At 53.3% G+C, this 22,647-nt stretch carries 22 protein-coding genes; 14 read left to right on the top strand and 8 right to left on the bottom strand.

Going from position 1 to position 22,647, the window contains the following annotated elements:
- Position 1: 1 nt before the first annotated feature.
- Positions 2–1,537: a RagB/SusD family nutrient uptake outer membrane protein gene (locus R3I13_RS03775; RefSeq protein ID WP_346316589.1), complete on the top strand. Its 1,536-nt coding sequence runs from the start codon at positions 2–4 to the stop codon at positions 1,535–1,537.
- Between the two features lie 237 nt (positions 1,538–1,774).
- Here the strand turns inward: R3I13_RS03775 and R3I13_RS03770 are convergent, their stop codons facing one another.
- On the bottom strand, positions 1,775–2,113 hold the full coding sequence (locus R3I13_RS03770) for a hypothetical protein (RefSeq protein ID WP_346316588.1): 339 nt from the start codon (positions 2,111–2,113) through the stop codon (positions 1,775–1,777).
- Between the two features lie 934 nt (positions 2,114–3,047).
- Here R3I13_RS03770 and R3I13_RS03765 point away from each other — a divergent pair.
- From R3I13_RS03765 to R3I13_RS03750, 4 genes are read left to right on the top strand one after another with little or no spacing between them, the layout of a single operon-like run.
- On the top strand, positions 3,048–5,792 hold the full coding sequence (locus R3I13_RS03765) for a DUF1553 domain-containing protein (protein ID WP_346316587.1): 2,745 nt from the start codon (positions 3,048–3,050) through the stop codon (positions 5,790–5,792).
- 6 nt (positions 5,793–5,798) lie between these two features.
- Positions 5,799–7,292, top strand: coding sequence for a DUF1501 domain-containing protein (locus tag R3I13_RS03760; protein WP_346316586.1), 1,494 nt, complete (start codon positions 5,799–5,801; stop codon positions 7,290–7,292).
- Between the two features lie 6 nt (positions 7,293–7,298).
- Positions 7,299–8,234 (top strand): sugar phosphate isomerase/epimerase, encoded by a 936-nt coding sequence (locus tag R3I13_RS03755; protein ID WP_346316585.1) that lies wholly within the window; start codon positions 7,299–7,301, stop codon positions 8,232–8,234.
- Positions 8,231–9,646, top strand: coding sequence for a c-type cytochrome domain-containing protein (locus tag R3I13_RS03750; RefSeq protein ID WP_346316584.1), 1,416 nt, complete (start codon positions 8,231–8,233; stop codon positions 9,644–9,646). The genes R3I13_RS03755 and R3I13_RS03750 overlap by 4 nt, the downstream gene beginning before the upstream one ends.
- A gap of 76 nt (positions 9,647–9,722) precedes the next feature.
- Here R3I13_RS03750 and R3I13_RS03745 read toward each other — a convergent pair whose 3' ends face one another.
- The 3 genes from R3I13_RS03745 to R3I13_RS03735 all read right to left on the bottom strand — a co-directional run bounded on the left by R3I13_RS03745 (position 9,723) and on the right by R3I13_RS03735 (position 13,065).
- Positions 9,723–10,997, bottom strand: a complete 1,275-nt coding sequence (locus R3I13_RS03745) for a DEAD/DEAH box helicase (RefSeq protein ID WP_346316583.1) — start codon at positions 10,995–10,997, stop codon at positions 9,723–9,725.
- Between the two features lie 241 nt (positions 10,998–11,238).
- The gene (locus tag R3I13_RS03740; RefSeq protein ID WP_346316582.1) at positions 11,239–12,081 is read right to left on the bottom strand and encodes an SDR family oxidoreductase; all 843 of its coding nucleotides are present in this window, start codon (positions 12,079–12,081) and stop codon (positions 11,239–11,241) included.
- A gap of 81 nt (positions 12,082–12,162) precedes the next feature.
- Positions 12,163–13,065, bottom strand: coding sequence for a helix-turn-helix transcriptional regulator (locus R3I13_RS03735; RefSeq protein ID WP_346316581.1), 903 nt, complete (start codon positions 13,063–13,065; stop codon positions 12,163–12,165).
- 117 nt (positions 13,066–13,182) lie between these two features.
- Here R3I13_RS03735 and R3I13_RS03730 point away from each other — a divergent pair, with 117 nt between their 5' ends.
- The 3 genes from R3I13_RS03730 to R3I13_RS03720 are packed head-to-tail and all read left to right on the top strand — an operon-like array spanning position 13,183 to position 14,498.
- Positions 13,183–13,689: a sigma-70 family RNA polymerase sigma factor gene (locus R3I13_RS03730; protein ID WP_346316580.1), complete on the top strand. Its 507-nt coding sequence runs from the start codon at positions 13,183–13,185 to the stop codon at positions 13,687–13,689.
- Complete coding sequence (locus tag R3I13_RS03725) at positions 13,670–13,927, top strand: hypothetical protein (protein WP_346316579.1); 258 nt, start codon at positions 13,670–13,672, stop codon at positions 13,925–13,927. Before R3I13_RS03730 ends, R3I13_RS03725 begins: the two co-directional genes overlap by 20 nt.
- A gap of 1 nt (position 13,928) precedes the next feature.
- A complete protein-coding gene (locus tag R3I13_RS03720; RefSeq protein ID WP_346316578.1) occupies positions 13,929–14,498 on the top strand; it encodes an ATP-dependent Clp protease proteolytic subunit in 570 nt (189 codons plus the stop codon).
- Here R3I13_RS03720 and R3I13_RS03715 read toward each other — a convergent pair.
- A complete protein-coding gene (locus R3I13_RS03715; protein ID WP_346316577.1) occupies positions 14,493–15,449 on the bottom strand; it encodes an alpha/beta fold hydrolase in 957 nt (318 codons plus the stop codon). The genes R3I13_RS03720 and R3I13_RS03715 overlap by 6 nt on opposite strands.
- A gap of 77 nt (positions 15,450–15,526) precedes the next feature.
- Here R3I13_RS03715 and R3I13_RS03710 point away from each other — a divergent pair, with 77 nt between their 5' ends.
- The gene (locus R3I13_RS03710) at positions 15,527–16,258 is read left to right on the top strand and encodes a DUF2490 domain-containing protein (RefSeq protein WP_346316576.1); all 732 of its coding nucleotides are present in this window, start codon (positions 15,527–15,529) and stop codon (positions 16,256–16,258) included.
- A 235-nt stretch (positions 16,259–16,493) separates the two neighbouring features.
- Here R3I13_RS03710 and R3I13_RS03705 read toward each other — a convergent pair whose 3' ends face one another.
- Complete coding sequence (locus tag R3I13_RS03705; protein ID WP_346316575.1) at positions 16,494–17,726, bottom strand: MFS transporter; 1,233 nt, start codon at positions 17,724–17,726, stop codon at positions 16,494–16,496.
- Between the two features lie 36 nt (positions 17,727–17,762).
- Positions 17,763–18,437 carry a FadR/GntR family transcriptional regulator gene (locus R3I13_RS03700; protein WP_346316574.1) on the bottom strand — a complete coding sequence of 225 codons (675 nt, stop codon included), beginning with the start codon at positions 18,435–18,437 and terminating at the stop codon, positions 17,763–17,765.
- A gap of 142 nt (positions 18,438–18,579) precedes the next feature.
- Here R3I13_RS03700 and R3I13_RS03695 point away from each other — a divergent pair, with 142 nt between their 5' ends.
- The 5 genes from R3I13_RS03695 to R3I13_RS03675 all read left to right on the top strand — a co-directional run bounded on the left by R3I13_RS03695 (position 18,580) and on the right by R3I13_RS03675 (position 21,586).
- The gene (locus R3I13_RS03695) at positions 18,580–18,855 is read left to right on the top strand and encodes a hypothetical protein (protein ID WP_346316573.1); all 276 of its coding nucleotides are present in this window, start codon (positions 18,580–18,582) and stop codon (positions 18,853–18,855) included.
- A 449-nt stretch (positions 18,856–19,304) separates the two neighbouring features.
- Positions 19,305–19,484, top strand: coding sequence for a hypothetical protein (locus R3I13_RS03690; protein ID WP_346316572.1), 180 nt, complete (start codon positions 19,305–19,307; stop codon positions 19,482–19,484).
- A 2-nt stretch (positions 19,485–19,486) separates the two neighbouring features.
- Complete coding sequence (locus tag R3I13_RS03685) at positions 19,487–19,684, top strand: KTSC domain-containing protein (protein ID WP_346316571.1); 198 nt, start codon at positions 19,487–19,489, stop codon at positions 19,682–19,684.
- Between the two features lie 83 nt (positions 19,685–19,767).
- Positions 19,768–21,048, top strand: a complete 1,281-nt coding sequence (locus R3I13_RS03680) for an MFS transporter (protein WP_346316570.1) — start codon at positions 19,768–19,770, stop codon at positions 21,046–21,048.
- Between the two features lie 28 nt (positions 21,049–21,076).
- A complete protein-coding gene (locus tag R3I13_RS03675) occupies positions 21,077–21,586 on the top strand; it encodes a DinB family protein (protein WP_346316569.1) in 510 nt (169 codons plus the stop codon).
- A 165-nt stretch (positions 21,587–21,751) separates the two neighbouring features.
- Here R3I13_RS03675 and R3I13_RS03670 read toward each other — a convergent pair whose 3' ends face one another.
- Positions 21,752–22,621: an SDR family NAD(P)-dependent oxidoreductase gene (locus R3I13_RS03670; RefSeq protein ID WP_346316568.1), complete on the bottom strand. Its 870-nt coding sequence runs from the start codon at positions 22,619–22,621 to the stop codon at positions 21,752–21,754.
- Positions 22,622–22,647 lie beyond the last annotated feature (26 nt).

The following is a 22,647-nucleotide window of genomic DNA, read 5'->3' as shown; positions in this document are numbered from 1 at the left end:
CATGAAACGAAACAGCTTTCAATATATCATCGCCGGAACGGCCGCCCTGTTGCTAAGCAGCAGCTGCGGCAAGAATTTCCTGGACCAGGAAATTCCCGGGCGGACGCCGATCGAGGAGTATTACCAGACGGACAACGATGCGCTGGCGGCCACTTATGCAGCTTACGACTTTTTGCAGGCTGAGTATAACTGGGGCTGGGGCAGCCCGCTGCTGGTGAAAACCCTTCCCTCCGACGAAGGGAATGCCGGCGGCAACGATCCCGGCGACCAGAGCCACTACCAGAGCCTGGACGATTTTACCACCGACGCCCAGAACCAGGGCGTGCTGTGGGTTTGGCGGGTGAATTATTTTGGTGTGTACCGCGCCAACCAGGTGATCAACCGCGTGAAAGGCGAAACAGACCTGCAAAAAAGGCTGATAGCCGAATGCAAAACATTGCGGGCGTATTATTATTTCGAGCTGGCCGCCCTGTGGGGCGATGTGCCGCTTGTGCTGCGCGACCTGAAGCCGGAAGAATACAGCACCACCAAACGCACGCCGCGCGCCGAAGTATACGCCCAGCTGGAAAAAGACCTGCTGGAAGCTATTGCCGTATTGCCTGTGAAAAGCGCGCTCCCCGCCTCGCAGCGTTTCAGGGCATCGAAAGGAACAGCGCAGGCATTGTTGGGGAAAGTATATCTCTACCAGCAAAAATGGGCCGATGCAGCCGCCAAATTCAATGATGTGATCGTTTCCGGGCAGTATGACCTGGAAAGCAAATTCGCCGCCGCATTTGCAAAACAGGGTGAGTTTGGCGTTGAAAGCGTATTTGAAGTGCCCTTCTCTTCCGCCAAAAAATATAACTGGGACAACTTTCCCTGGGACCGTTTCAGGCAGGTGGAAAGCAATATCCACATCAAACTGATGGGGCCGCGCGAAGAGCCTTACAAGGCCATGCCCGGCGATTCGCTGCTGGGCGGCTGGGGTTTCAACCTGCCTAAAAAGAAGTTATACGACGCCTATATCGCAGCCGGCGATGTGGAGCGCCGGAAGAATACCATCCTGTCCGTTACCGAGCTGAGGGCCGGCGGCGGTCAGTGGAACGCTACCAATGTATGGGATTTTGAAGGGTACTGGCAGCGTAAATACGGCGCATTCTCCACCCAAACTACCAGCGAGGGCGGGGCGGTTACCGACCTGAACTACGGTACCAACACCAAGCTGATCCGTTATGCGGACGTGCTGCTGATGGCCGCCGAAGCCTATTACAGGGCGGGCAACGAAGCCCGTGCGAGAACGGAGCTGAATAAAGTAAGGGTAAGGGCGAAACTGCCGGAGATCCAGCCCGCCGGCGCCGCGCTGTTCGACGCGATCGTAAACGAAAGGTTCCTGGAGCTGGCATTCGAAGGCTTCCGTTACCTGGACCTCGTGCGCTGGGGCAAGGCCGCCACAGAACTGGGCCCCCTGGGCTTCAGGGCCAACAAGAACGAACTGCTGCCCATTCCCAACGAAGACGTAAGGGTGGGCAACCTTAGCCAGAACCAAGGCTATAACTGAGCCATTTCACAGGGGTGTCTAAATAAAAGCGATATATAAAAGTAAGTGTAGTAAAAGGGCCGCCTTTCAAGGCAGGCCCTTTTTATTAGGGTTATCGCGGGAATGCAGGTTGGTTTGCAATAGCTTCTGCAGGGGCATAACGCCATGTACTGCATCGCTGCAGCGGTATGGCAGTGCAATCCCGCATTGCACGGAAGTGAATGGACGGGAATGTGCCATTGTTGGGCAGGGTGGGTACTATTGCGCCTGTTCTTCCCCGATGGCTTCCACTTCAGCTTCCAGCTGGTAAGTGGGGAAAGAGCGCTGGGGGAGGAATTCAAGCAGGCTGTCTGCAGAAGGCTCACGGTAGGCCGCATGCAGCATTTCTCCCTGTCCGCTGATCAGCCAGCGGATATTGAACTCGGGGAAACGGAGGGCAATGTCCGCCACGATGTCTACACTGGGTTTGGCGCCCTGCGAACGGAAGAGGCGGGCGATCTTTTCGCAGCTCTTGTAATGCAGGGCACGGCTGAAGGCAGTAGTACTGAGGCCTTTATGCTCTAAAAAGCATTTTAGTCTGGTTGAGATTGATTCCATAAGAAAAGAAGGCTTACTTGGAAAAGACAACAAAAACAGCAGAAAGGGTGAATTTCAGGCTAAATTATTTTTTTGGGGAGATTCACCCTTCCACTATTGAAATCCACTCTTTAGTATAGAACAGCATCCGTAATGTTGTTCTATCCGGTTTACGGAAGTTGAAAAACCCGTAAAGGCTTGTCCGGCGGATTACTGGATTAACGTACGTGAATTACTCGCTGGCCGGCCTTTCATTCGTCCAAGCCCCAATTCCGGACAAAGCCTTACTGAGTGCGCCTTTTGAGGCAGCATTTTCTTTTATCCGCCTTTTGTCTGCCTTTCTCTGCTTTGAAGGCACAGGAATGTGAAGAGCAGAAAGGGAGGCGCTTTGCCGTCCGCATAAGTGAAGAAAAGAAGATGTACGTACCCATTACGGACCCGGATAAACGGGAATGCCAGGAATGACCGTTCAAAACAAACTGGCCAACAACACCACCGGCGTGAAGCGATGAGTGTGCCGAGCGATTGCAACCGGTTGTCTTAATAAGTCTCATGTCTAATGTATGCATATACCGGAGGGTGAATTCTTTCACCCTTCTTTTTTGAAGCATACTGTTAAAAATATTACTGTTGTTTGATTGAATGATAGGGCCGGAAGGCCCTTTTTTCATTGATGCCCGAAAAAAACAGCGGATTCCCGGTCAAAGGGAACCCGCTGCCTATGCGGTTTTTCCAGAGGAGCTGATTGTAGTGCCACGAATGTATACAATCAACAACATTATCGCTACCATCCTGAAATATATTTGTTCATATAAAGTATGAAATATTTCAATTTATGCGAATATTCACTATTTGAAACGCTATTTTACCCTTAAGTTGCACACGTGCGCGCTTTTTCGTACATTTTCACCGGATTCCACCCACCACTCAAGAAGGATAAGCAAATTACAGTGACATGCATTATTTGACCACGTCCCGGCTCTTATTGTTATTAAGTGCCGCTGCCTTAGCGGGCATAACCGCCATCGGCTGCAACAGCCGCCGGCCGGTGGATTACAGCGCGGACGTAAAGCCTATACTTAATAAGCATTGCATCAGCTGCCATGGCGGCGTAAAACAGAGCGGCGGCTTCAGCGTATTGTTCAGGGAAGAAGCCCTCGGCAACACCAAAAGCGGCCACCCCGCCATCATCCCCGGCGATGCAAAGAACAGCGAGTTCATCCGCCGCCTGCACAGCAGGGATCCGAAAGAGCGTATGCCCTACAAAGCCGCTCCCTTAAGCAAAGAAGAGATCGACATACTGACCCGCTGGGTGAACCAGGGGGCCAAATGGGGCGAACACTGGGCCTATGTATCTCCCGCCAAGCCTGATTATCCGGCCAGTACCTTTACGGCCGGATTTGAGGCTGAAAATGCGAAAGAAGGAGGGATAGATCATTACGTCAACCTCCGGCTGGAAGAAGAAAAACTGGAAGCCGCCCCGCAGGCAGACAAGATCACCCTCCTGCGCCGCCTCAGTTTTGATCTTACCGGCCTGCCGCCTTCGGAGCAGCTGGTGAAGACCTTCCTCGCGGATAATTCCCCCAACGCCTACGAAAAAATGGTGGACAGCATGCTGGCCTCGCCCCGCTACGGCGAACGCTGGGCCTCCATGTGGCTGGACCTCGCCCGCTATGCGGATTCCAAAGGATATGAAAGGGATGTGAAGCGTGACTTCTGGCGCTATCGCGACTGGGTGATCAACGCTTTCAACCAGGACCTGCCCTACGACCGCTTCACCACCGAACAGCTGGCCGGCGACCTTCTGCCCAACCCGACCAATGACCAGATGATCGCCACCACCTTCCACCGCAATACGATGAACAACGATGAAGGCGGTACCGACGATGAGGAATTCCGCACAGCTTCTATCATCGACCGGGTGAATACCACCATGGAAGTATGGCAGGGCACCACCATTGCCTGCGTGCAATGCCACAGCCATCCTTACGATCCGTTCCGCTTCGAGGATTATTACAAGCTGATGGCCTTCCTCAACAACACCCGCGATGAAGACACCTGGGGCGAGCATCCCAAGCTCCGCCTTTACGACAGCCTGGACCGCAAACGCATCGACTCCGTGACGGCCTGGATAGACCGCTACGGCAACAAAGCTGCCTCCAAAGAAACCGCCGGTTTCTTCCGCACCCTGGAGCCCAAGCGCCATGCGCACGATTGCGATAAATATATCAACGGCGAACTGGCAGACACCAAGTTTACCGCCTGCCGCCACGGCGGCAGCTGCCGGCTGAAAAACGTATTCCTGGACAACCGTTCCAAACTCTTCATCCAATGCCGCACATCCAAAACAGGCGGCACGGTGGAAGTACGGCTCGATAGCCTGAAAGGGCCTGTGATAGGGCATTCGCCCATTGTAAACGGCGTGCATGTGGTGGAGGTGAACATCAAGCCGCTGCCTGGCCGCCGCGACCTGTATTTCATTTTCCGCAATCCTTCGCTCGGGCCGCTGGAACCGGTCACTTCCATTGAATGGTTTGCTTTCCGCAATGAGCTGCCCGGTAAAGACCAGCCCGGCTTCAGGTCCGTGGAAAAAGCCTACTACACCGTGGTAGACGCCAGCCCGCCCAGCCACCCCGTGATGGTAGAAAACGCGCAGGAACTGTTCAGACCCACCTACACTTTCGAAAGAGGCAACTGGATGGTGCATGGCAAAGAAGTGAAACCGGACGTACCTGCTTCCCTGAATCCCTTCCCGGCCAATGCGCCGCGCAACAGGCTTGGGCTGGCCATGTGGATCACCGATAAGAACAACCCGCTTACCGCACGCGTAATGGTGAACCGTTTCTGGGAACAGCTTTTCGGCATAGGGCTCGTTGAAACGCTGGAAGACTTTGGCACACAGGGTTTCCTGCCTTCCAATCCCCAGTTGCTGGACTATCTTTCGTACCAGTTCATGTACACGTATAACTGGAGCATGAAAAGCCTGCTCCGCGAAATAGTATTATCTGAAGCGTACCGGCGCGATTCGCGCAGCTCTCCTGAGTTGCAGGAAAAAGATCCCGCCAACCGCTACCTTGCCCGTGGCCCGCGTTTCAGGCTTACGGCAGAGCAGGTGCGCGACCAGGCGTTGGCCGTGAGCGGGTTGCTCAGCGACAAAATGCTTGGGCCCAGCGTAATGCCTTACCAACCGGATAACATCTGGCAGACAGTGTGGAGCGGCGAATACTGGAAAACCTCCGAAAACGGCGACCAGTACCGACGTGCATTGTACACCTACATCAAAAGGACCAGCCCTTATCCCTCTGCCATCACCTTCGACGGCAGCAGCAGAGAAGTATGCCTCCAGCGCAGGATACGCACCAACACACCGCTGCAGGCGCTCGTAACGCTCAACGATCCCGTATACGTGGAAGCCGCCCGCAACCTGGCCCTGCGCATGCAGGAAACCGGCGGGGAGGACGCCAAAGCGTGTATACAGGCGGGTTATAAACGGGCATTATATAAAGACATCACACCCGCCAAACAGGCTATCCTGGAAAAGCTGTACACGCAGGCCTTCTCCAAATTCGGAAGCGACGGCAAAGCGGCAGCGGCTTTCCTGCAGGCGCCCGAACCAAAAAAAGGCATGGAACACCTTGCGGCGCTCACCGTGGTGGCCAATGCGATTATGAACCTGGATGAATTCCTCTCAAAATCCTGATAAACTATGTCCGAAAAGATTATACACGAAGCGAACGAAAGAGCGGCGAAATACTTTTCGCGCAGGCACTTCCTGCAGGATTGCATAACGGGCCTCGGCGCTACCGCGCTCGGTTCCCTGCTGGGAGGATGTAATATTTTTTCCGGCTCCGGCAGCAATGCCTCCATGCCTCAAAGCCTTAACCCGCTTGATCCGCGCGCGCCGCACTTCCCGGCCCGGGCCAAGAGCGTGATCTACCTGCACATGGCAGGCGCGCCTTCGCAGCTGGAGCTGTTCGACTACAAACCTGAATTACAAAAACTGCATAACCAGCTTTGCCCTCCTTCCATCCTTGAAGGGAAAAAATTTGCATTCATCCGCGGCGTGCCCAAAATGCTGGGCCCGCAGGCAGTGTTTGCACAGCACGGCGAAAGCCGTGCCTGGGTGAGCGATCACCTGCCGCATTTTGCGAAGATGGTAGACGATGTAAGTTTCCTGAAAGCCGTGCAGACAGACCAGTTCAACCACGGCCCCGCGCAGCTGTTCATGCACACGGGCAGCGCCCGCCTGGGCAGGCCCAGCATCGGCTCATGGGTGACCTATGGCTTGGGTTCGGAAAACAGCAACCTGCCCGGTTTCGTAGTGCTCACTTCAGGCGGTAAAACGCCCGATGCCGGTAAAAGCGTGTGGGGAAGCGGTTTCCTGCCCTCCGTATACCAGGGCGTGCAATGCCGCTCCAAAGGTGATCCGGTGCTGTTCCTCACCGATCCTGAAGGGATGGACCGCGATATGCGTTATCAATCCATTCACGCTATCAACGAAGTGAATAAGCTGGAATACGAGACCTTCCAGGATCCCGAGATACTTTCCCGCATCTCGCAATACGAGCTGGCGTACAAAATGCAGATCTCCGTGCCCGGCGTGATGGACATCAACGACGAGCCGGAATACATTCACCAGCTCTATGGCACGCAGCCCGGGAAGGAAGCCTTTTCCAACAACTGCCTGCTGGCCCGCAAACTCGTCGAAAAGGGCGTGCGTTTCGTGCAGCTGTTCGACTGGGGCTGGGATGCGCATGGCACCGGCGAAGACCTTTCCATCGATTATGGCCTGCGCAACAAGGCCCGCGAAATAGACAAGCCCATCAGCGCCCTGCTGATGGACCTCAAGCAACGCGGCCTGCTGGATGAAACGCTCGTGGTATGGGGCGGCGAATTTGGCAGGACGCCCATGCAGGAAAACCGCGACGGCAAAGAAATGCCGTTCCTCGGCCGCGACCACCACGTGGAGGCATTTACCATGTGGATGGCTGGCGCCGGCATCCGCAAAGGATTCAGCTGGGGGGAAACAGACGAAATAGGCTTCGCTGCCGTGAAAGGCAAAGTAGCAGTACACGATATTCACGCCACCATGCTGCAACAGCTGGGCTTTGACCATGAGAAACTGACCTACCAGTTCCAGGGCCGCCCGTTCAGGCTCACGGATGTGGAAGGGCACGTTATTCATGAAATCTTAGGTTGATCAATTATGTCTCTGAACAGAAGGAATTTCTTAAAACAATCGGCAGCCTTCAGCGCTGCATCCCTCATACCTGGAATACCCGCCGAAGCGCAGCAGCCCGCTATCAAAACGCCCGCTGCTGCCGGTTTTAAGCTGGTAGTATTACAAACGGACTGGGGTTTTGCCGGCACCCGCGACGAGCTGTGCCGCCGCACGAAAGCCGCAGGTTACGACGGCATTGAAACATGGTGGCCCACTACCGCCGAAGCGCAGGATGAACTGTTTGCCGCGCTGAAAAAACACGAACTTGAAGTCGGTTTTCTTTGCGGTGGTAACGGTGCAGACTACACGAAACATGCCGAAGCGTTCGAAAAGGCAGTAACAGCAGCCACCGGCCAGCAGCGCCAGCGGCCCCTGTATATCAACTGCCACTCCGGGAAAGATTACTTTTCATTTGAAGAGAACAGCAAGCTGATAGACATGACGGTGCGCATTTCCAAAAGCACCGGCATACCCGTATGCCATGAAACGCACCGTTCCAGGATGTTGTTCGCCGCGCATATCACGCGGAAATTCATTGAAGCCAAACCAGGTCTCCGGCTTACGCTGGATATTTCCCACTGGTGCAACGTGCACGAATCGCTCCTGCAGGATCAGGCAGAGACCGTGGCCAAAGCGCTGGAGAGGACCGGTCATATCCACGCCAGGATAGGCCACCCTGAAGGCCCGCAGGTGAATGATCCGCGTGCGCCGGAGTGGGAGAACACCGTGAAAGCGCATTTTGCGTGGTGGGATGAGATCGCGAAAATAAAGCGCGCCAAAGGTGAAGTGATGACGATGCTGACGGAATTCGGCCCGGCGGATTACATGCCTGCTTTGCCTTACACCCGGCAGCCCGTGGCCAATCAATGGGATATTAACGTACACATGAAGAACTTACTAAAAGCGAGATACGGGGGATGACGATATTATTGCAGGGAAACTGGAGCCTGTTCATCGGGCGTTTCCATCCATTACTGGTGCATTTGCCGATAGGCATGCTGATCATCGCTTTTGTGCTCGAAGTGATGAGTAAGAACCGCCGCCTGGCTGTTCTCGGCGCTGCCGTACTGCCAGTGCTTGTATTCGGCGCCGTTTCAGCCATTGCCGCCTGCGTGGCGGGATGGCTGCTTTCCACCGCCGGAGGTTACGAAGAAGCGGCGCTGAACCTTCACATGTGGCTGGGCATCAGCGTAGCGGTGGTGTCTGTGCTGCTTTGCATCTTAAGAAGGTATTCACTTTACCGGAAAGCCTGGCTGCCGGCCTCTTTCGTGATGATCGTGCTGCTCTCCGCCGCCGGTCACCTGGGAGGAAATCTTACACATGGCGAAGACTATCTTACCGCGCATCTTCCGTTTGGCGGCACATCCGCTGCAGATGCGGCTCCGGTCATACCCAACCTGGCGGAAGCGAAGGTGTACGATCAGCTGGTGCGGCCTATCCTGGAACAGAAATGTTATTCCTGCCACAACGAAGCTAAGCTGAAAGGCGGCCTCCGCCTGGATGGGATGGATCACATCCGGAAAGGCGGCGAGAACGGACCGGTAATAAAAGACAGCATGCCCGAAGCCAGCGAGCTCTACAAAAGGCTCGTGCTTCCGGAAGCGGACGACAAGCGCATGCCTCCCAAAGGCAAGCCGCAGCTCAGCCCGCAGCAACTTGAAATTTTATACTGGTGGATAGAAACAGGCGCATCGCCGGACGCTACGGTAAAACAACTCCATCAAACGCCCAGGATACAATTGGTGCTGGATGGTATGAAACCATCCGGCGGCTCGGAAGAACATCCTTTTATGCCGAAGGAAGAAGCGAAACAAGCATCCGTCAAAGACATGGCAGCGCTGGAGAAAATTGGCGTGAAAGTGATGCCCGTGGCGGATGAGAACGGTTTCGTGATGGTCAGCGCCGTGAACGCTCCCGGCTTTGGGAACAAAGACGCAGCCCTGTTGTTGCCGCTGAAGCAGCAGATCGTCTGGCTGAAACTGTCCAACACCCAAACCGGCGACAGCGCGCTGCAGGTAATTTCACAGCTGCCTGAACTTACCCGCCTTTACCTGGAAAACACACCGGTGACTGACGCAGGATTGACGCAACTCGCCAACTGCAAGCAGCTGAAATACCTGAACCTCGTTGGCACTAAAGTAACGGACAAGGGCATATTGAACCTGCAAAAGAACGCGGGGCTGAAAGAACTTTTCCTCTACAAAACCGCCGTAACACCTGCAGGGCTGGCCCAGCTGCAAAAAGCCATGCCCAAAACCGCCATCGATACCGGGGGGTATCGTATGCCGGCGCTGGTAACGGATACGTTGGTGTATAGGAAGAAGAAAACGTAGACAGGAAACACACAGGCATAAAAAGGGCGGCCGGGAATTATTCCGGCCGCCCTTTTAAATTTTTATGAGATCAGGATCAGTTTTGCTTCTGCTGCTGCGGCCTGCCGTGCCACTTGTGTTTGTTGTGGTGATGTTTCTTCTTACCCTGCATCTGCTGGCTGGAAGACTGGCGCATCTGCACTACAGGAGCGGGTTTTTCCACCGGTGTTTCGCTGGCGGGGAAAGGGTGGCCGTTTACTACCGGTATAGCCTGGCCGATCAGTTTGGTGATATCTTTCACGTACGGCCTTTCTTCCGCTTCGCAGAAGGACAGCGCGATACCGCTTGCCCCGCCGCGGCCGGTACGGCCAATGCGGTGAACGTAGGTTTCGGGTACGTTGGGGATCTCGTAGTTGATCACATGGCTCAGGTTGTCCACATCAATACCACGCGCGGCAATATCGGTGGCTACCAGCACGCGGATGCGGCCTGCTTTGAAGTCTGTTAAAGCTCGCTGGCGCGAGTTCTGCGACTTATCGCCATGGATGGCGGCGGATTGTATGCCTGCTTTGCTGAGTTCTTTCGCAACCCTGTCTGCCCCATGCTTGGTACGGGTAAACACGAGCGCGCTCACGATAGACGGATCTTTCAGCACATGGATCAGCAAAGCGCGTTTAGAGCTTTTATCCACGTAATACAGCTGCTGCTCTACCTTTTCTGCGGTGGAAGAAACCGGTGTTACGGCTACTTTCTCAGGATTGGTAAGGATAGAATTGGCCAGACCCGCGATCTCCACAGGCATGGTGGCTGAGAAGAACAAGGTCTGCCTTTTTTCAGGAAGCTTGGTGATCACCCTTTTTACATCATGGATAAAACCCATGTCCAGCATACGGTCTGCCTCATCCAGCACAAACTGGCGGATGTAACGCAGGTTGATGTGGCCCTGTTGCCAGAGGTCCAGCAGCCTGCCGGGCGTGGCGATCAGGATGTCTGTGCCCTGCTTCAGCGACATTATCTGCGTATGAGCGGAAACGCCGCCGAATATCACGAGATGTTTGATGCCGGTATGCGCGCCGTAATCCCTGATGTTCTCCGCGATCTGGATAGCCAGCTCGCGGGTAGGGGTGAGGATCAGCGTTTTGATATGCCTGTCCTGCGCGGGAGCAGCCTGCTTTTCTTTATACAATAATTGCAGGATGGGAATGGCAAATGCAGCGGTTTTCCCGGTGCCGGTCTGCGCACAGGCCAGCAGGTCTTTCTGTGCCAGCACCACCGGGATGGCCTGGGTCTGGATAGGTGTAGGCGTGGTATAGCCTTGTGTTTCAAGCGCACGCAATATGGGCGCAATGAGACTTAATTTCTCGAATGACAATATGTTTGATTTAAATTTAAAACGATGCTAACAATCCTGGCTTATAGAAGGGAAGGATGGCTAGATTGTATATCCACACATCATTTTAAGTGAACCTAACTGCGGAGGGTATGTACCTTTTCTGCGGAGAGGGGATATAAGAATGACGCAAAGGTACGGTAAATCAGGGGAATAACATGCATGGAAATGTTAAAACACATGGGACCGGCATATCCAGCCGGCCCCCAAGTATTTAGTTTTGTCAGTTAAAATTGGTGGAAGTGGCCAGTGCCTGCCAGCCCAGCATATCCTGCTCCACGGAGGAGATCTTCTGTTTGGCCAGCTGGTAAGCATCCGGGCCGAGGAAGAGGTGCAGCGGCGGGTTGTCTGACTTGCTTACGGCAATGATCACGTCTACGCCTTTTTCCGGGTCGCCGGCCTGCGCGCCGTCTATATTGAACTGGTGGGCAGACTGCACTTCGCGGATGTTGGTGTAATCCGCAATGGGATTAGCAGGTACCGCCAGTGAGCCGGAGGAAAGGAAGTTGGTGCGGAAATAACCCGGGCTAACGATCACAGCTTTCACGCCAAAAGGTTTCGCTTCTTCGGAAAGGGATTCGGTAAGCCCTTCCAGCGCGAATTTGGTGGCGCAATAGCTGCCGAAGCCGGGGAATGCGCCGGTGAAGCCGCCAATGGACGAAATGTTGAATATAAAACCTCCTTTCTGGTTGCGGAAAACGGGCATCACGTTGCGGATCACGTTCAGCGCACCGAATACGTTCACTTCAAAGTTATCCCTTACCTCTTTGTCTGTCAGTTCTTCCAGACCGCCTACCAGTCCATATCCTGCGTTATTCACCACTACGTCTATCCGGCCAAATGCGGAGATCGTGCGGCGGATGGAATTGTTCACGCTTTCTTCATCGGAAAGATTTACGGCAAGGGGAAGGAAGTTCGGGGAATCAGTGTTTACCGCGGCCTTTAATGCTTCCAGTTTGCGCGAAGTAGCCGCCACGCGTGCGCCGGAGGCCAGGAGTTTTTTTACCATTACCAGGCCGAAACCCTGTGAGGCGCCTGTGATATACCATACTTTTTGTTGTTCCATGGTGTGTTTGTTTTGTTGACACAAAGCTACACCGGCATGGAACCACAGCTGTTAATGATATCAAACCAAAAATTGTAAAAATCAAGCGGCCCGGAAGGTACGGGGGGTAAGCTGGGTCTTTTTCTTGAAAAAGTTGTTGAAATGCGCCGGTTCCTGGAATCCCAGGCAATACCCGATCTCGGAAACATTCCAGTCTGTATGCTTCAGCAGCGCCTTCGCTTCCTGCACCAGCCGGTCCGCGATCAGCTCTGAGGTCGATTTTCCCGTGGCGTCTTTCAACGCTTTGTTCAGGTGGTTGACGTGCACGGACAGCTGCGAAGCAAAGTCGATGGCCGTGCGCAGGTTTACCTGCTGCATGGGTGATTCTATCGGGAATTGCCTTTCCAGCAGGTCCGAAAATAGGGAAGAAATGCGGCTGGCAGCATTGGAATGCGCGGGCGACAGGGCAATAGGCTGCAGTTTCATGCCCATGTGGATCAGTTCCATGGCGTAATTGCGCAGCAGGTCGTATTTATAAGTATAATCTGAATGGATCTCCGCGAGCATCTTTTCAAACAGTTCCCTCACCGGCCGCACCTGCGAAGACGGCAGGAACACCACGGGCTGGCCGCCGGGCCTGAACAGCGGGAATTCCGTGAGGCGCGTGGCATTGAAGTGATGGAAGAACGCATCGGTGAAAATGCAGAAGTAACCGGATTGGTCTTCATCCAAAGGCTCACACTGGTAGGGTACCTGCGGGTTGGCGAACATGAGGGCGTGCTCTTCCACATCGATGGTCTTATCAGCGAAATAATAGCGGTTGCGGCCGCTCACGAGGGCTACTTTATAGAAATCCTTACGGCTGTAAGGCAAAGGTTTGGCATGGTGGCCCACAAATTCTTCCGAGTTGAACACGTTGAAATGCCCTACTTCCTTACCAATGTCCGCAGGCATGGTGAGTTGTTTGGCGCGGTAGAATTCTTCGAGGGACTGTATTTTTTCCATATACTCAAATTTACGAAGAAGAGCGGAAAGCAAAATTCACGGTTTTTTTGATTAAATTTTGAAGGCAAGGGTGATATTTCGCCTTTTTGGGGCACTATATGATAAAACCCATTCGTCATGGACCAGATTACAACATTATACCGGGAAGCCTTTCCCCATGCCGCGCGGGCTATCCGCCGGCTGGGCGGCGGCCTTGAAACGGCCAAAGACCTGTTTCACGACGCCATCATCATTTACCTGGAAAAGAGCCGCAGCGGGCATTTGCAGGTAGATTCCTCCCCCGTGGCTTACCTGGTGGGCATTACGAAAATATTATGGCTGAAAGGCAATAGGCAGCAGGGAAAACTGGAAACGCTGGATTACCTGGCGCATTATATGTCCATCCCCGAAGACTTTTACACGCAACCGGAAGAAGCGCCGTTGCTGGAACAGCTGAAGATCGCCGGGGAGAAATGCCTGCAATTGCTCCAGGCGTTCTATTACGATAATATGAACATGCAGGAAATAGCCGAAACATTCGACTATAGCAGCCCGCATTCCGCCACGGTGCAGAAATACAAATGCCTGGAAAAAGTGCGTAGATCCTTCTCAAAAACTGCCTGCCATGCGGAAACCTTTGCTTGACATACAGGAGGCCGAACGTTACCTGCTGAAGGAAATGCCCGCGCAGGAAAAACGTTTCTTCGAAGCCAGGATGCTGGCCAGTCCTATGCTTCAGGCCGCCGTGGAAGAACAGCGGCAGGCCCTGCGTCTCATCCGCCTGGCTGCCCGCGACCGGCAGCGGGAAAAGCTCTGGGGCATATACGATCAACTGGCGCAGGATCCTTCCTTCGCCAAAACTATCCACTCCATCTTCTACTGACATGACACTCATACCCACCGTCCTGGACGGCTCCACGCGGAGCGCGTACGATATTTACAGCCTGTTGCTGAAGGAAAGGATCATTTTCATCGGCACGGCTATAGACGAGCACCTGGCCAACCTGGTCGTAGCGCAGCTGCTTTATCTTGACAGCGAAAACCACTACCCCATCAGGCTCTACATTCACAGCCCGGGCGGCAGCGTATACGCCGGCATGGCTATTTACGACACGATGCGCATCTGCAAATCGCCCATCAGCACGGTTTCGGTGGGCTTCACGGGCAGCATGGGTACAGTGCTGCTTACCTGCGGCACGAAAGGCCAGCGTTATGCCCTGCCGCATGCTACAGTGCACATGCATCCCACCGGCGGCGGCGCCAAAGGTTATACGGAAGATGTGCGCATTGCCTACCAGGAGCAGGAAAGGCTGCAAACGCAGGTGTTCCGGATCATCGGGAATAATTCGGGGCACGAGGTGCAGGAGATAGAAGAAATGTACCGCCGCGATAAGTTTATGACTGCCCATGAAGCCAAAGCCTATGGCCTGGTAGATGAAGTGCTGGGCTCATGAATGATCGTGGATGAACTGGAAAGCTCTCCGCTCAGACCAGTAATGTTTCCCTGAAAAGGTTACAAATCCAACGTGGCCGCCGGTTGCAGGCGTTTCAAGATGAAAATTGGGGTTGGCTTCCGCCTCGGCGTAAGGATAGCTGCCTTTGCCCAGGAACGGATCGTCCAGCGCATTGATGAGAAGGGTGGGAATGGCAATGCGGGGAAGGAATTGTTTGGAGCTGTTCTTCGCCCAATATTCTTCCGCATCCCTGAAACCATGAATGGGCGCGGTATACCGGTCGTCGAACTGGCGGAAGTTGCGGATGGAACTGAACCCGTTCAGCGATATTTTTTCGGGGTATTGGCGGGCCTTGACCTGCAGCTTTTCACCGAGCGAGCGGATGAACCGTTTCATGTAAATAAAATTGTGGCGCTTCTCGAGCTCAAAGGAACTGTCTTTCAGGTCCACCGGCACTGAAATAGCCACTGCAGACCTAATGGATGCGGGAATGGAAGCGCCCTGCTCGCCGATATATTTCAATGTCACGTTCCCGCCCAGCGAAAACCCTACGATATGGAGGCTCTCATAATCTTTCTGAACATAGTCTACAACTGTTTGCAGATCGCCGGTTTCGCCGCTGTGATAGAAGCGGAGGGCATTATTGCTTTCGCCGCTGCAGCCGCGGAAGTTCATGGAAACCGTGTCGTACCCGCCTTCGTTGAAGATATGCACCATGCCGGTCACGTATTGCCTTTTGGAATTACCTTCCAGGCCATGAAGGATGATCACCAGTTTTCTGCTGCCGGTTTTGCTGAAGTCCAGGTCTATGAAATCGTTGTCTGCCGTGGGAATGCGGGTACGTGTATACTGCGCCGGTTGTATCTTCCTGAAGAGCGAAGGAAAGATGGTGAGCAGGTGCCGGTTCCTGAGCAGGGCGGGCGCTGTATAGTCTGGTATTGATACCGGCATGTTCGGCAAATGTTTGTAACAAAGTTAGCGTAATTGCTGATTTGAATAAATCATCATCCTGCCTTATTTTTAACCGCATGATGAGGCAGATAATTTTTACAGGGATGCTGCTGTTTTTTTCGGCGGCGGCGCTGAAAGCCCAGCAAAACCCGCAGTTTACGGGTTGGGTGGCGTCTTTCAACACGGTCAAAATACCGTCTTCGAAATTCAGCGTGCACCTGGACGTGCAGGCGCGCTCCAGTGACAAATGGGAAATGTTGCAGACAGTGATCGTGCGGCCTGGCATCAACTACCATGTGCGGAAGAATATGATATTGACGGCGGGTTATGCCATGGTGAGCAACCGTTTTCAACAAGCGGGCCATTTTACGGAGCACCGCATCTGGGAGCAGTTCATTATCAACCACCCCGTGGCCTTCATTCCCCTGCAGCACCGCTTCAGGGTGGAGCAGCGTTTTCTCGGCAATATGGTCTACGATCCCGCGGCGGATAAATGGTCGAAAGACGGGCATAACAGCGCGCAGCGTTTCCGCTATTTCCTGCGCGGCATCATCCCGTTCAGCGGGCAACAATCTTTTTCGAAAGGACTGTTCGGGGCATTGCAGAACGAGGTCTTCCTCAATTTCGGGGACAAAAGCGCGGTAAACGGCAAAACCTTCGACCAGAACAGGGCCTACGCCGCCATTGGTTACCGCTTCAGCCCCCGGTTCGACCTGGACGCAGGTTATCTCAATCAATATGTGACCCAGCGCAACGATAATTTTGTCAATGCACATGTATTGCAGGTGGCGGCTTATCTGCGGCTGTAAAAGGAAGGCCGTCACTAGCTGAAAAAGCCGTCATTGCGTGAGAAGTCCGTCATTGCGAGGAGCAGCAAGGGATGCTGTGCTGCGAAAAATGCGACGAAGCAATCTCTCGCTAACATTGGAGACACCTCAGTTCAATGAAAGAGATTGCTTCGTCGCGCCCAACGCGCTTTGGCTCTGCGGCTCCTCGCAATGACGGATTTTTCCTGCTTCGCCCTGTTGCTTCTCAATGGCGGCTTTACGCAGCCTGTTTCTTCTTCCCTTCAATATTCGGCAGCAACCCCGTCAGCAGCCCGATCAGCGGCAGGTATGCGCAAACCTGGTACACGTAGTTGATGCTGGTCCTGTCTGCCAGCTCGCCCAGCAACGCAGAACCCACGCCGGCCATACCGAAGGCGAATCCGAAGAACAGCCCGGCGATCATTCCCACTTTTCCCGGCACTAACTCCTGTGCATATACGAGGATGGCGGAGAAGGCGGAAGACAGTATCACGCCGATGAATACGCTCAGGATCACGGTCCAGAACAGGTTTACGTGCGGCATCAGCAGCGCGAAGGGCGCCACGCCGAGAATGGAGATCCAGATCACGTATTTTCTGCCGATGCGGTCGCCCACCGGCCCGCCGATAAATGTGCCGGCCGCAATGGCAAACAGGAAAACGAACAGGAATACCTGCGCGTTCTGCACAGACACCTGGAATTTATCCATCAGGTAAAAAGTATAATAACTGGTGAGACTGGCCATGTAGAAGTATTTGGAAAAGATCAGCACCATCAGGATAAACAGTGCGAAGAACACTTTGCCTTTTGAGAGTTTCACCACTTCGCGTTGCGCCGCCTGCTTCTTCGGTTTGATGCGGTGCGTGTTGCCCAGGTACCAGCGGCTGATGCGGAGCATTACGCCAATGGCCAGCAAGGCGATCACGCTGAACCATGCGATGGAATATTGCCCGAAAGGCACGATGATGGCCGCTGCCAGCAAGGGGCCTAATGAACTGCCGGTATTGCCGCCCACCTGGAAAAGCGATTGCGCCATGCCATGCCTGCCGCCGGAAGCCATATAAGCCAGGCGGGAAGCTTCAGGGTGGAACACGGCGGAACCTACACCTACCAGGCCTACTGATACCAGTACAATGGCGAAGCTGTGCGCAAAGGCAAGGCACAGCAGTCCCAGCAAAGTGAATCCCATGCCGATGGCCAGGGAATAAGGCTGGGGCCTTTTGTCCGTATACAAGCCCACCAGCGGCTGCAGAATAGATGCAGACAGCTGGAAGGTTAACGTAATAAGTCCTACCTGCGAAAAGCTGAGGCGCAGGGAATCCTTTACCATCGGGTAGATAGCCGGTATCAGCGATTGGATGGTATCGTTCAGCAGGTGTGTGAAGCTCAGGGCGATCAATACAGAGAATACGGTCTTCTCAGCTACCTGTTGCGCTGTCTTTTTTTCTTCTCCTTCGAGTACAGTTTCCATGTTGTCAGATCATCAGATGTTTACGGTCAAAAATTTTTATTTATTGTGGGTGCTGATCCGGGTGGCCCAGAGCAGCGCCTGCGACGGGTTTTTGTCTACGATCGCTTCCAGCAGCGACTTATGAAGGCCCTGGGTTTCGAGGAACGCGCTGGTATCCTCGTACCGGTCTATGAACGATTGCAGGATATGCGTGGAAATTGTCTTGTACAGGTCCACCATGATCTCGTTCTGCGACGCCACTGCAATGCTGGTGTGGAAGTTGATATCCGCCTGCATGCAGGCTTCCACGTTATTTGCTTTGGCGTGCGTATGCCTTTGTTTGAGGAAGTCCTTCATCTGCGCGATATCCTCTTTCGTTCTGTGCATCGCCGCCTTTTCGGCTATCTTCATTTCCAGCAGCAGCCGTACTTCATTCAGGTCCTGGTACTTGGCCCGGCACAGTTTTGTGGACAGAGTGCCGGTCATAGGTTGTTTGGACATGATGAAGGTGCCCAGGCCCTGCTGTACGCGCACCAGCCCGCCGTTTACCAGCAGGCGCACGGCCTCCCGGATAGTAGAGCGGCCTACGCCGAACTGTTGCATCAGCTCGGGCTCGGTGGGCAGCTGCTGGCCTACTTCGTACCTGCCAGAGCCGATCAGTTCCTGCAGCTGCGCGGCCACTTCATCCGCCAGGTTCCTTCGTTTGAGAGGTGTGATATTAGTATTCATCATATCATCAGATGTTTACAAAGATAGAGGAAAATTTGATTTTTTAAAATACATTATTTGTTATGATAATGTATGCTATTGGCATGCTGATAATCCATACTTTTGTATTTCCGAAAAGTTGTTTGATTAAAAAAATAATTATCCAATGGCACTACCCAAGTTCATGATTGCAGATGATCCCGTAACGGACCCGGATAATGAATATATCTTTCATACGGAAAGACCCCGCTTCTTTGCGAAGCGCGTAGAAGAAGATGAAGAGGTGGCGTATATCGATATCGTGGAAGAGATCGATAATGTGGAAGAATATTTTCATGGCGAGCCCGAAAAAAAGCAGGAGCTGCTGGATCAGCTGGAAGACTGGTACTACGCTTACATGGAATGGCTGGAGGAAGATGAGGACGACGATGATGAGGAATAATTCCTGAATCCCGGAACCGCCGGGCGTTTGTATGCTATATAAGCCGGAAACCTGCATAGCAGAAGCATTCCAGGGGCGCTTCTCCCTGCCTTGCTCACTGCTGCGGCGTTTCGTGTAACCGCACCCGGAACTATAATGGAAATCAGTTGCACTGGCCGAGCGCCAGGTAGATGATAATGAACACAACGATGGTTCCAAGGCAGCCGCCACCCAGCTTCTTGGCCCCGTATCCCGCGATTAATGCTCTCCAGAATTTATTCATGGTTCAAGGTTTAACAATGCTTCTCTAATTTACGTTATTTCCTGCACCGGGAAAGCCTCAGAAATGGCAATATTTTTTACGGAAAACGGGGAAATAATTACCCACCGGTTTGCGGGATCGCTGTACTGGCGCGGGGAATGCCGGCTGGCACAATTATTCCGGGTATTACAGTTAAAAGTTACTTGTCATGATATCAGGTTTCATTATTCTGATCATTGCGGTAACGGCGCTGGGACTCATCGCCCTGATGTTCCACCGGTACCGTAAAACCCGTGATAAGGGCCCGGATAAACTTATCAACAGGAATATCCCGCCCTACAACCCGGACGATAAAACGGCATACCTGAAACAGGAAGAATTCACCTGACCATGCCATCTTCTGTTATCAGGTTTTTCAAATATGATCCGCAAACGGCTGTGCTGAAAGTGACATTCGTAACGGGTAAGGTGTATGAATATCTCTCCGTTCCCCAGGAAATTTATCACCAGTGGAAGGCAGCCTTTTCGAAAGGACAATTCTTCAATGAATATATCAGGGATAAGTTTACGTTCCGGATGCTGAAATGAACGTGAAACGCTGTCGCAATTACCCCTAAATATTGTCGTGTTACCCCAGCATGGAAGTGAAATTTCAGGGGTAAAATTGTAATGTGAAAAGTTTCTACTCGATATTGATCAATGCAATTGTGGCCGGGGTGACCAATACCTTCGTCTGGTTTGCGGTAACTTTCTGGGTGTACCTGGAAACGAGGTCGGTGATGGTTACTTCTTACATGGCCGGCATTTATATCGGCACGGTATCGCTGTCCGGTTTTTTCCTGGGAACCATTGTGGACCATTACCGGAAAAAAACGGCGATGCTGTTTTCGAGCATCCTCACGCTGGTACTCTTTACTTTAGCCGGAATCGTGTATATCAGCACGCCGCCGGCTGTTTTTAAAGACCCGGACAGTCCACGGCTGTGGCTGTTCATCGTGCTGTGCCTGTTTGGCGTACTGGCGGGCAACATCCGCAACATTGCACTGCCTACTATGGTCACGTTTATGGTGGAGGAAAATTCAAGGGATAAAGCGAACGGGCTCATCGGGAGCGCCAACGGCACGGCTTTCCTGCTGGCCTCTATTCCCAGCGGATTTGTGATCAGCTTTATGGGCGTGTTTTGGATGCTGGTGTTCGGCATCGGGCTTACCGTGATCACGATCATCCACCTGCTCACCGTGCGCGTGGAAGAGCAACAGATCGCGCATGCGGAAGGGCATAAAACGAAGATCGATATCAAAGGTACCATCAGGGTGATCAAGGGAATACCGGGCCTTTTCGGGCTTATATTCTTCAACACTTTCAATAATTTCCTCGGCGGCGTATTTATGTCGCTGATGGACGCATATGGTTTGTCGCTCGTGTCCGCCCACGCCTGGGGCGTGCTCTGGGCGATCCTCAGCCTGGGATTCATTATCGGCGGGCTGGCAGTGGCAAAGACCGGGTTGGGCAAAAGCCCTATCCGCACACTTTTCTTTGCTAATATCATCATGTGGGTGATCTGCATTTTCTTCACCATTCATTCTTCCATCTTATTGTTATCCGGCGGGATGTTCATTTTCCTTTGCCTGATACCCGTGGTCGAAGCGGCGGAGCAAACGGTTATCCAGAAAGTGATCCCGCAGGACCGGCAGGGGCGCGTGTTCGGGTTTGCGCAAAGCATCGAGCAGGCGGCTTCGCCTTTGACGGCCTTTATGATCGGGCCGATCGCGCAATACATTTTTATCCCGTTCATGACCACCGGTAAAGGGGTGGACCTGCTGGGATGGTGGTTCGGCACGGGCATGGACCGTGGCATTGCATTACTGTTTTCCGTAACCGGCGTACTGGGGCTCATCATCACGCTGGTGGCCATGCGCACGAGGGCTTACGGCAAGCTTGTAAGGATATGAATTAATTGTTCAACAAAAAATATTGCATATGGAAACGCTCACTATTTCACCCGTTCAGCAGGGCACGTTAAACGCCCAGCTGGCAATGTATGACCTGCACACCCTGTTATTCGGCAATGTGCTGGAAGGTCTTACAGACAAAGATGCGCATAACCGCCTCGGCACGAAAGCCAACCATCCCGCATGGCTGGCCGGCAGCCTGGTGCATGAACGTTTTGTGATCGCGAATATCCTTGGCGTGGAAAAAACACACCAGGCCAACGACCTGTTCAAAGACCACGCGGGCATTAAGGATGATGCTACTTATCCTCCCCTGGCGTCTTACATAGAAGACTGGAACATGATCTCCCCGCTGCTGCGCCACGCGCTGGCCAACGCTACTGTAGACCAGCTGAATGGCCCCGATCCATTCGGCATGAGTGAAGGCATGAAACTGCTGGAGGTGCTCACCTTCTGCATGGACCGTGAATCTTACTGCATCGGCCAGCTGGGCCTGTACCGCCGCCTGCTGGGCTATCCGCCGATGCGCTATCAATAACGGTTAACGTGAAATTAATACAAGCGGTATGTTTACCGCAATAACAAAGACTGGGCGCAATTAAAAATAGAGGGGGGCTAAGAAAGTAGATGCTACTTTTTAGTCCCCTCGCCTTTTTTGTCTCTGCCGTTACCGGCGTTCATCTATGTATCACAACTATAACACTCAGTTCCTAATGCCGAGGGCGGATTGCAGGTGCTGGCTGAGGCCGCCGATGGAATCGTTAATGGATTCCACGACCGGCTGGCCTTCGCCTAAACCGATGGGGAACCAGGTTTTACGCTGTTTGGCCGGAGTATCCACGATTTGCGCGATTAGCCGGGCCACTTCTGTTGAATCAGAATTCTGCGGGGTAGGCGTGAAAAGGTTAGAAATGCCCCGTTTCACTTTCTCGGCAAATTCGCCATAAGCTTTTTCCGCATCAGGTTTTTCAGCCTCTGCACGGTTCCTGAACAGATCTGTAGTCGGATAAGCGCCCGGTTGCACGATCACCGAATCGATACCGGTTTCCTGCAACTCGTACTGAAGCGTTTCAGCGAGCGTGTCTGCTGCGGCTTTTGCGGCGCTGTAGGCGCCAAGATACGGCAGGTGAAGGCGGCTCAGGCCGGAAGTTACCACGAGCAGCAAGCCGCTGTTCTGTTTGTGCATGTAAGGCAGCACGGCTTTGTTCATCCTGTCCACGCCAAACACATGCACCTGGAAAAGCCATTCAACCTGTTTGGTGGTAAGGGTTTCAAGGAAACCATCCACCAGGTTGCCCGCGTTATTGATCAGCACGTCTATCTGCCCGCCGGTTTCGGTTGCAATATGAGTAATAGCTTCCTGCACGGATTGATCGCTGGTAACGTCCAGCTCTACTACTTTTACGTCGGCTTTGTTTTCTTTGGCCCAATCCAGCAGCTGGTTTGCGGTTGCCGAATTTTTGGTTTTTACGTTACGCATGGTGGCGTATACGGTATGCCCTTTTGCGGCCAGGGTTTGAACGGTTTGTAAGCCAAACCCGCTGGAACTGCCGGTAACTATGATCTTTTTCATTTTTTTACTTGTTATGAGCGTTGTGT

Origin of the sequence: Chitinophaga sp. YIM B06452 (assembly GCF_039655965.1) — a bacterium.
GTDB lineage: Bacteria > Bacteroidota > Bacteroidia > Chitinophagales > Chitinophagaceae > Chitinophaga.
The sequence above is the reverse complement of the archived record's forward strand: the minus strand, read 5'-3'. Positions and strand labels throughout refer to the sequence as shown.

Excerpts from the sequence above, each read along its gene's own strand:
- R3I13_RS03725 (WP_346316579.1), top strand. The coding sequence starts at position 13,670 with ATGCGGAAACCTTTGCTTGACATACAGGAGGCCGAACGTTACCTGCTG.
- R3I13_RS03700 (WP_346316574.1), bottom strand. The coding sequence starts at position 18,437 with ATGATGAATACTAATATCACACCTCTCAAACGAAGGAACCTGGCGGAT.
- R3I13_RS03735 (WP_346316581.1), bottom strand. The coding sequence starts at position 13,065 with ATGGAAAAAATACAGTCCCTCGAAGAATTCTACCGCGCCAAACAACTC.
- R3I13_RS03705 (WP_346316575.1), bottom strand. The coding sequence starts at position 17,726 with ATGGAAACTGTACTCGAAGGAGAAGAAAAAAAGACAGCGCAACAGGTA.
- R3I13_RS03675 (WP_346316569.1), top strand. The coding sequence starts at position 21,077 with ATGGAAACGCTCACTATTTCACCCGTTCAGCAGGGCACGTTAAACGCC.
- R3I13_RS03690 (WP_346316572.1), top strand. The coding sequence starts at position 19,305 with ATGATATCAGGTTTCATTATTCTGATCATTGCGGTAACGGCGCTGGGA.
- R3I13_RS03760 (WP_346316586.1), top strand. The coding sequence starts at position 5,799 with ATGTCCGAAAAGATTATACACGAAGCGAACGAAAGAGCGGCGAAATAC.
- R3I13_RS03755 (WP_346316585.1), top strand. The coding sequence starts at position 7,299 with ATGTCTCTGAACAGAAGGAATTTCTTAAAACAATCGGCAGCCTTCAGC.
- R3I13_RS03775 (WP_346316589.1), top strand. The coding sequence starts at position 2 with ATGAAACGAAACAGCTTTCAATATATCATCGCCGGAACGGCCGCCCTG.
- R3I13_RS03740 (WP_346316582.1), bottom strand. The coding sequence starts at position 12,081 with ATGGAACAACAAAAAGTATGGTATATCACAGGCGCCTCACAGGGTTTC.
- R3I13_RS03770 (WP_346316588.1), bottom strand. The coding sequence starts at position 2,113 with ATGGAATCAATCTCAACCAGACTAAAATGCTTTTTAGAGCATAAAGGC.
- R3I13_RS03765 (WP_346316587.1), top strand. The coding sequence starts at position 3,048 with ATGCATTATTTGACCACGTCCCGGCTCTTATTGTTATTAAGTGCCGCT.
- R3I13_RS03695 (WP_346316573.1), top strand. The coding sequence starts at position 18,580 with ATGGCACTACCCAAGTTCATGATTGCAGATGATCCCGTAACGGACCCG.
- R3I13_RS03670 (WP_346316568.1), bottom strand. The coding sequence starts at position 22,621 with ATGAAAAAGATCATAGTTACCGGCAGTTCCAGCGGGTTTGGCTTACAA.
- R3I13_RS03710 (WP_346316576.1), top strand. The coding sequence starts at position 15,527 with ATGATGAGGCAGATAATTTTTACAGGGATGCTGCTGTTTTTTTCGGCG.
- R3I13_RS03750 (WP_346316584.1), top strand. The coding sequence starts at position 8,231 with ATGACGATATTATTGCAGGGAAACTGGAGCCTGTTCATCGGGCGTTTC.
- R3I13_RS03730 (WP_346316580.1), top strand. The coding sequence starts at position 13,183 with ATGGACCAGATTACAACATTATACCGGGAAGCCTTTCCCCATGCCGCG.
- R3I13_RS03715 (WP_346316577.1), bottom strand. The coding sequence starts at position 15,449 with ATGCCGGTATCAATACCAGACTATACAGCGCCCGCCCTGCTCAGGAAC.
- R3I13_RS03685 (WP_346316571.1), top strand. The coding sequence starts at position 19,487 with ATGCCATCTTCTGTTATCAGGTTTTTCAAATATGATCCGCAAACGGCT.
- R3I13_RS03720 (WP_346316578.1), top strand. The coding sequence starts at position 13,929 with ATGACACTCATACCCACCGTCCTGGACGGCTCCACGCGGAGCGCGTAC.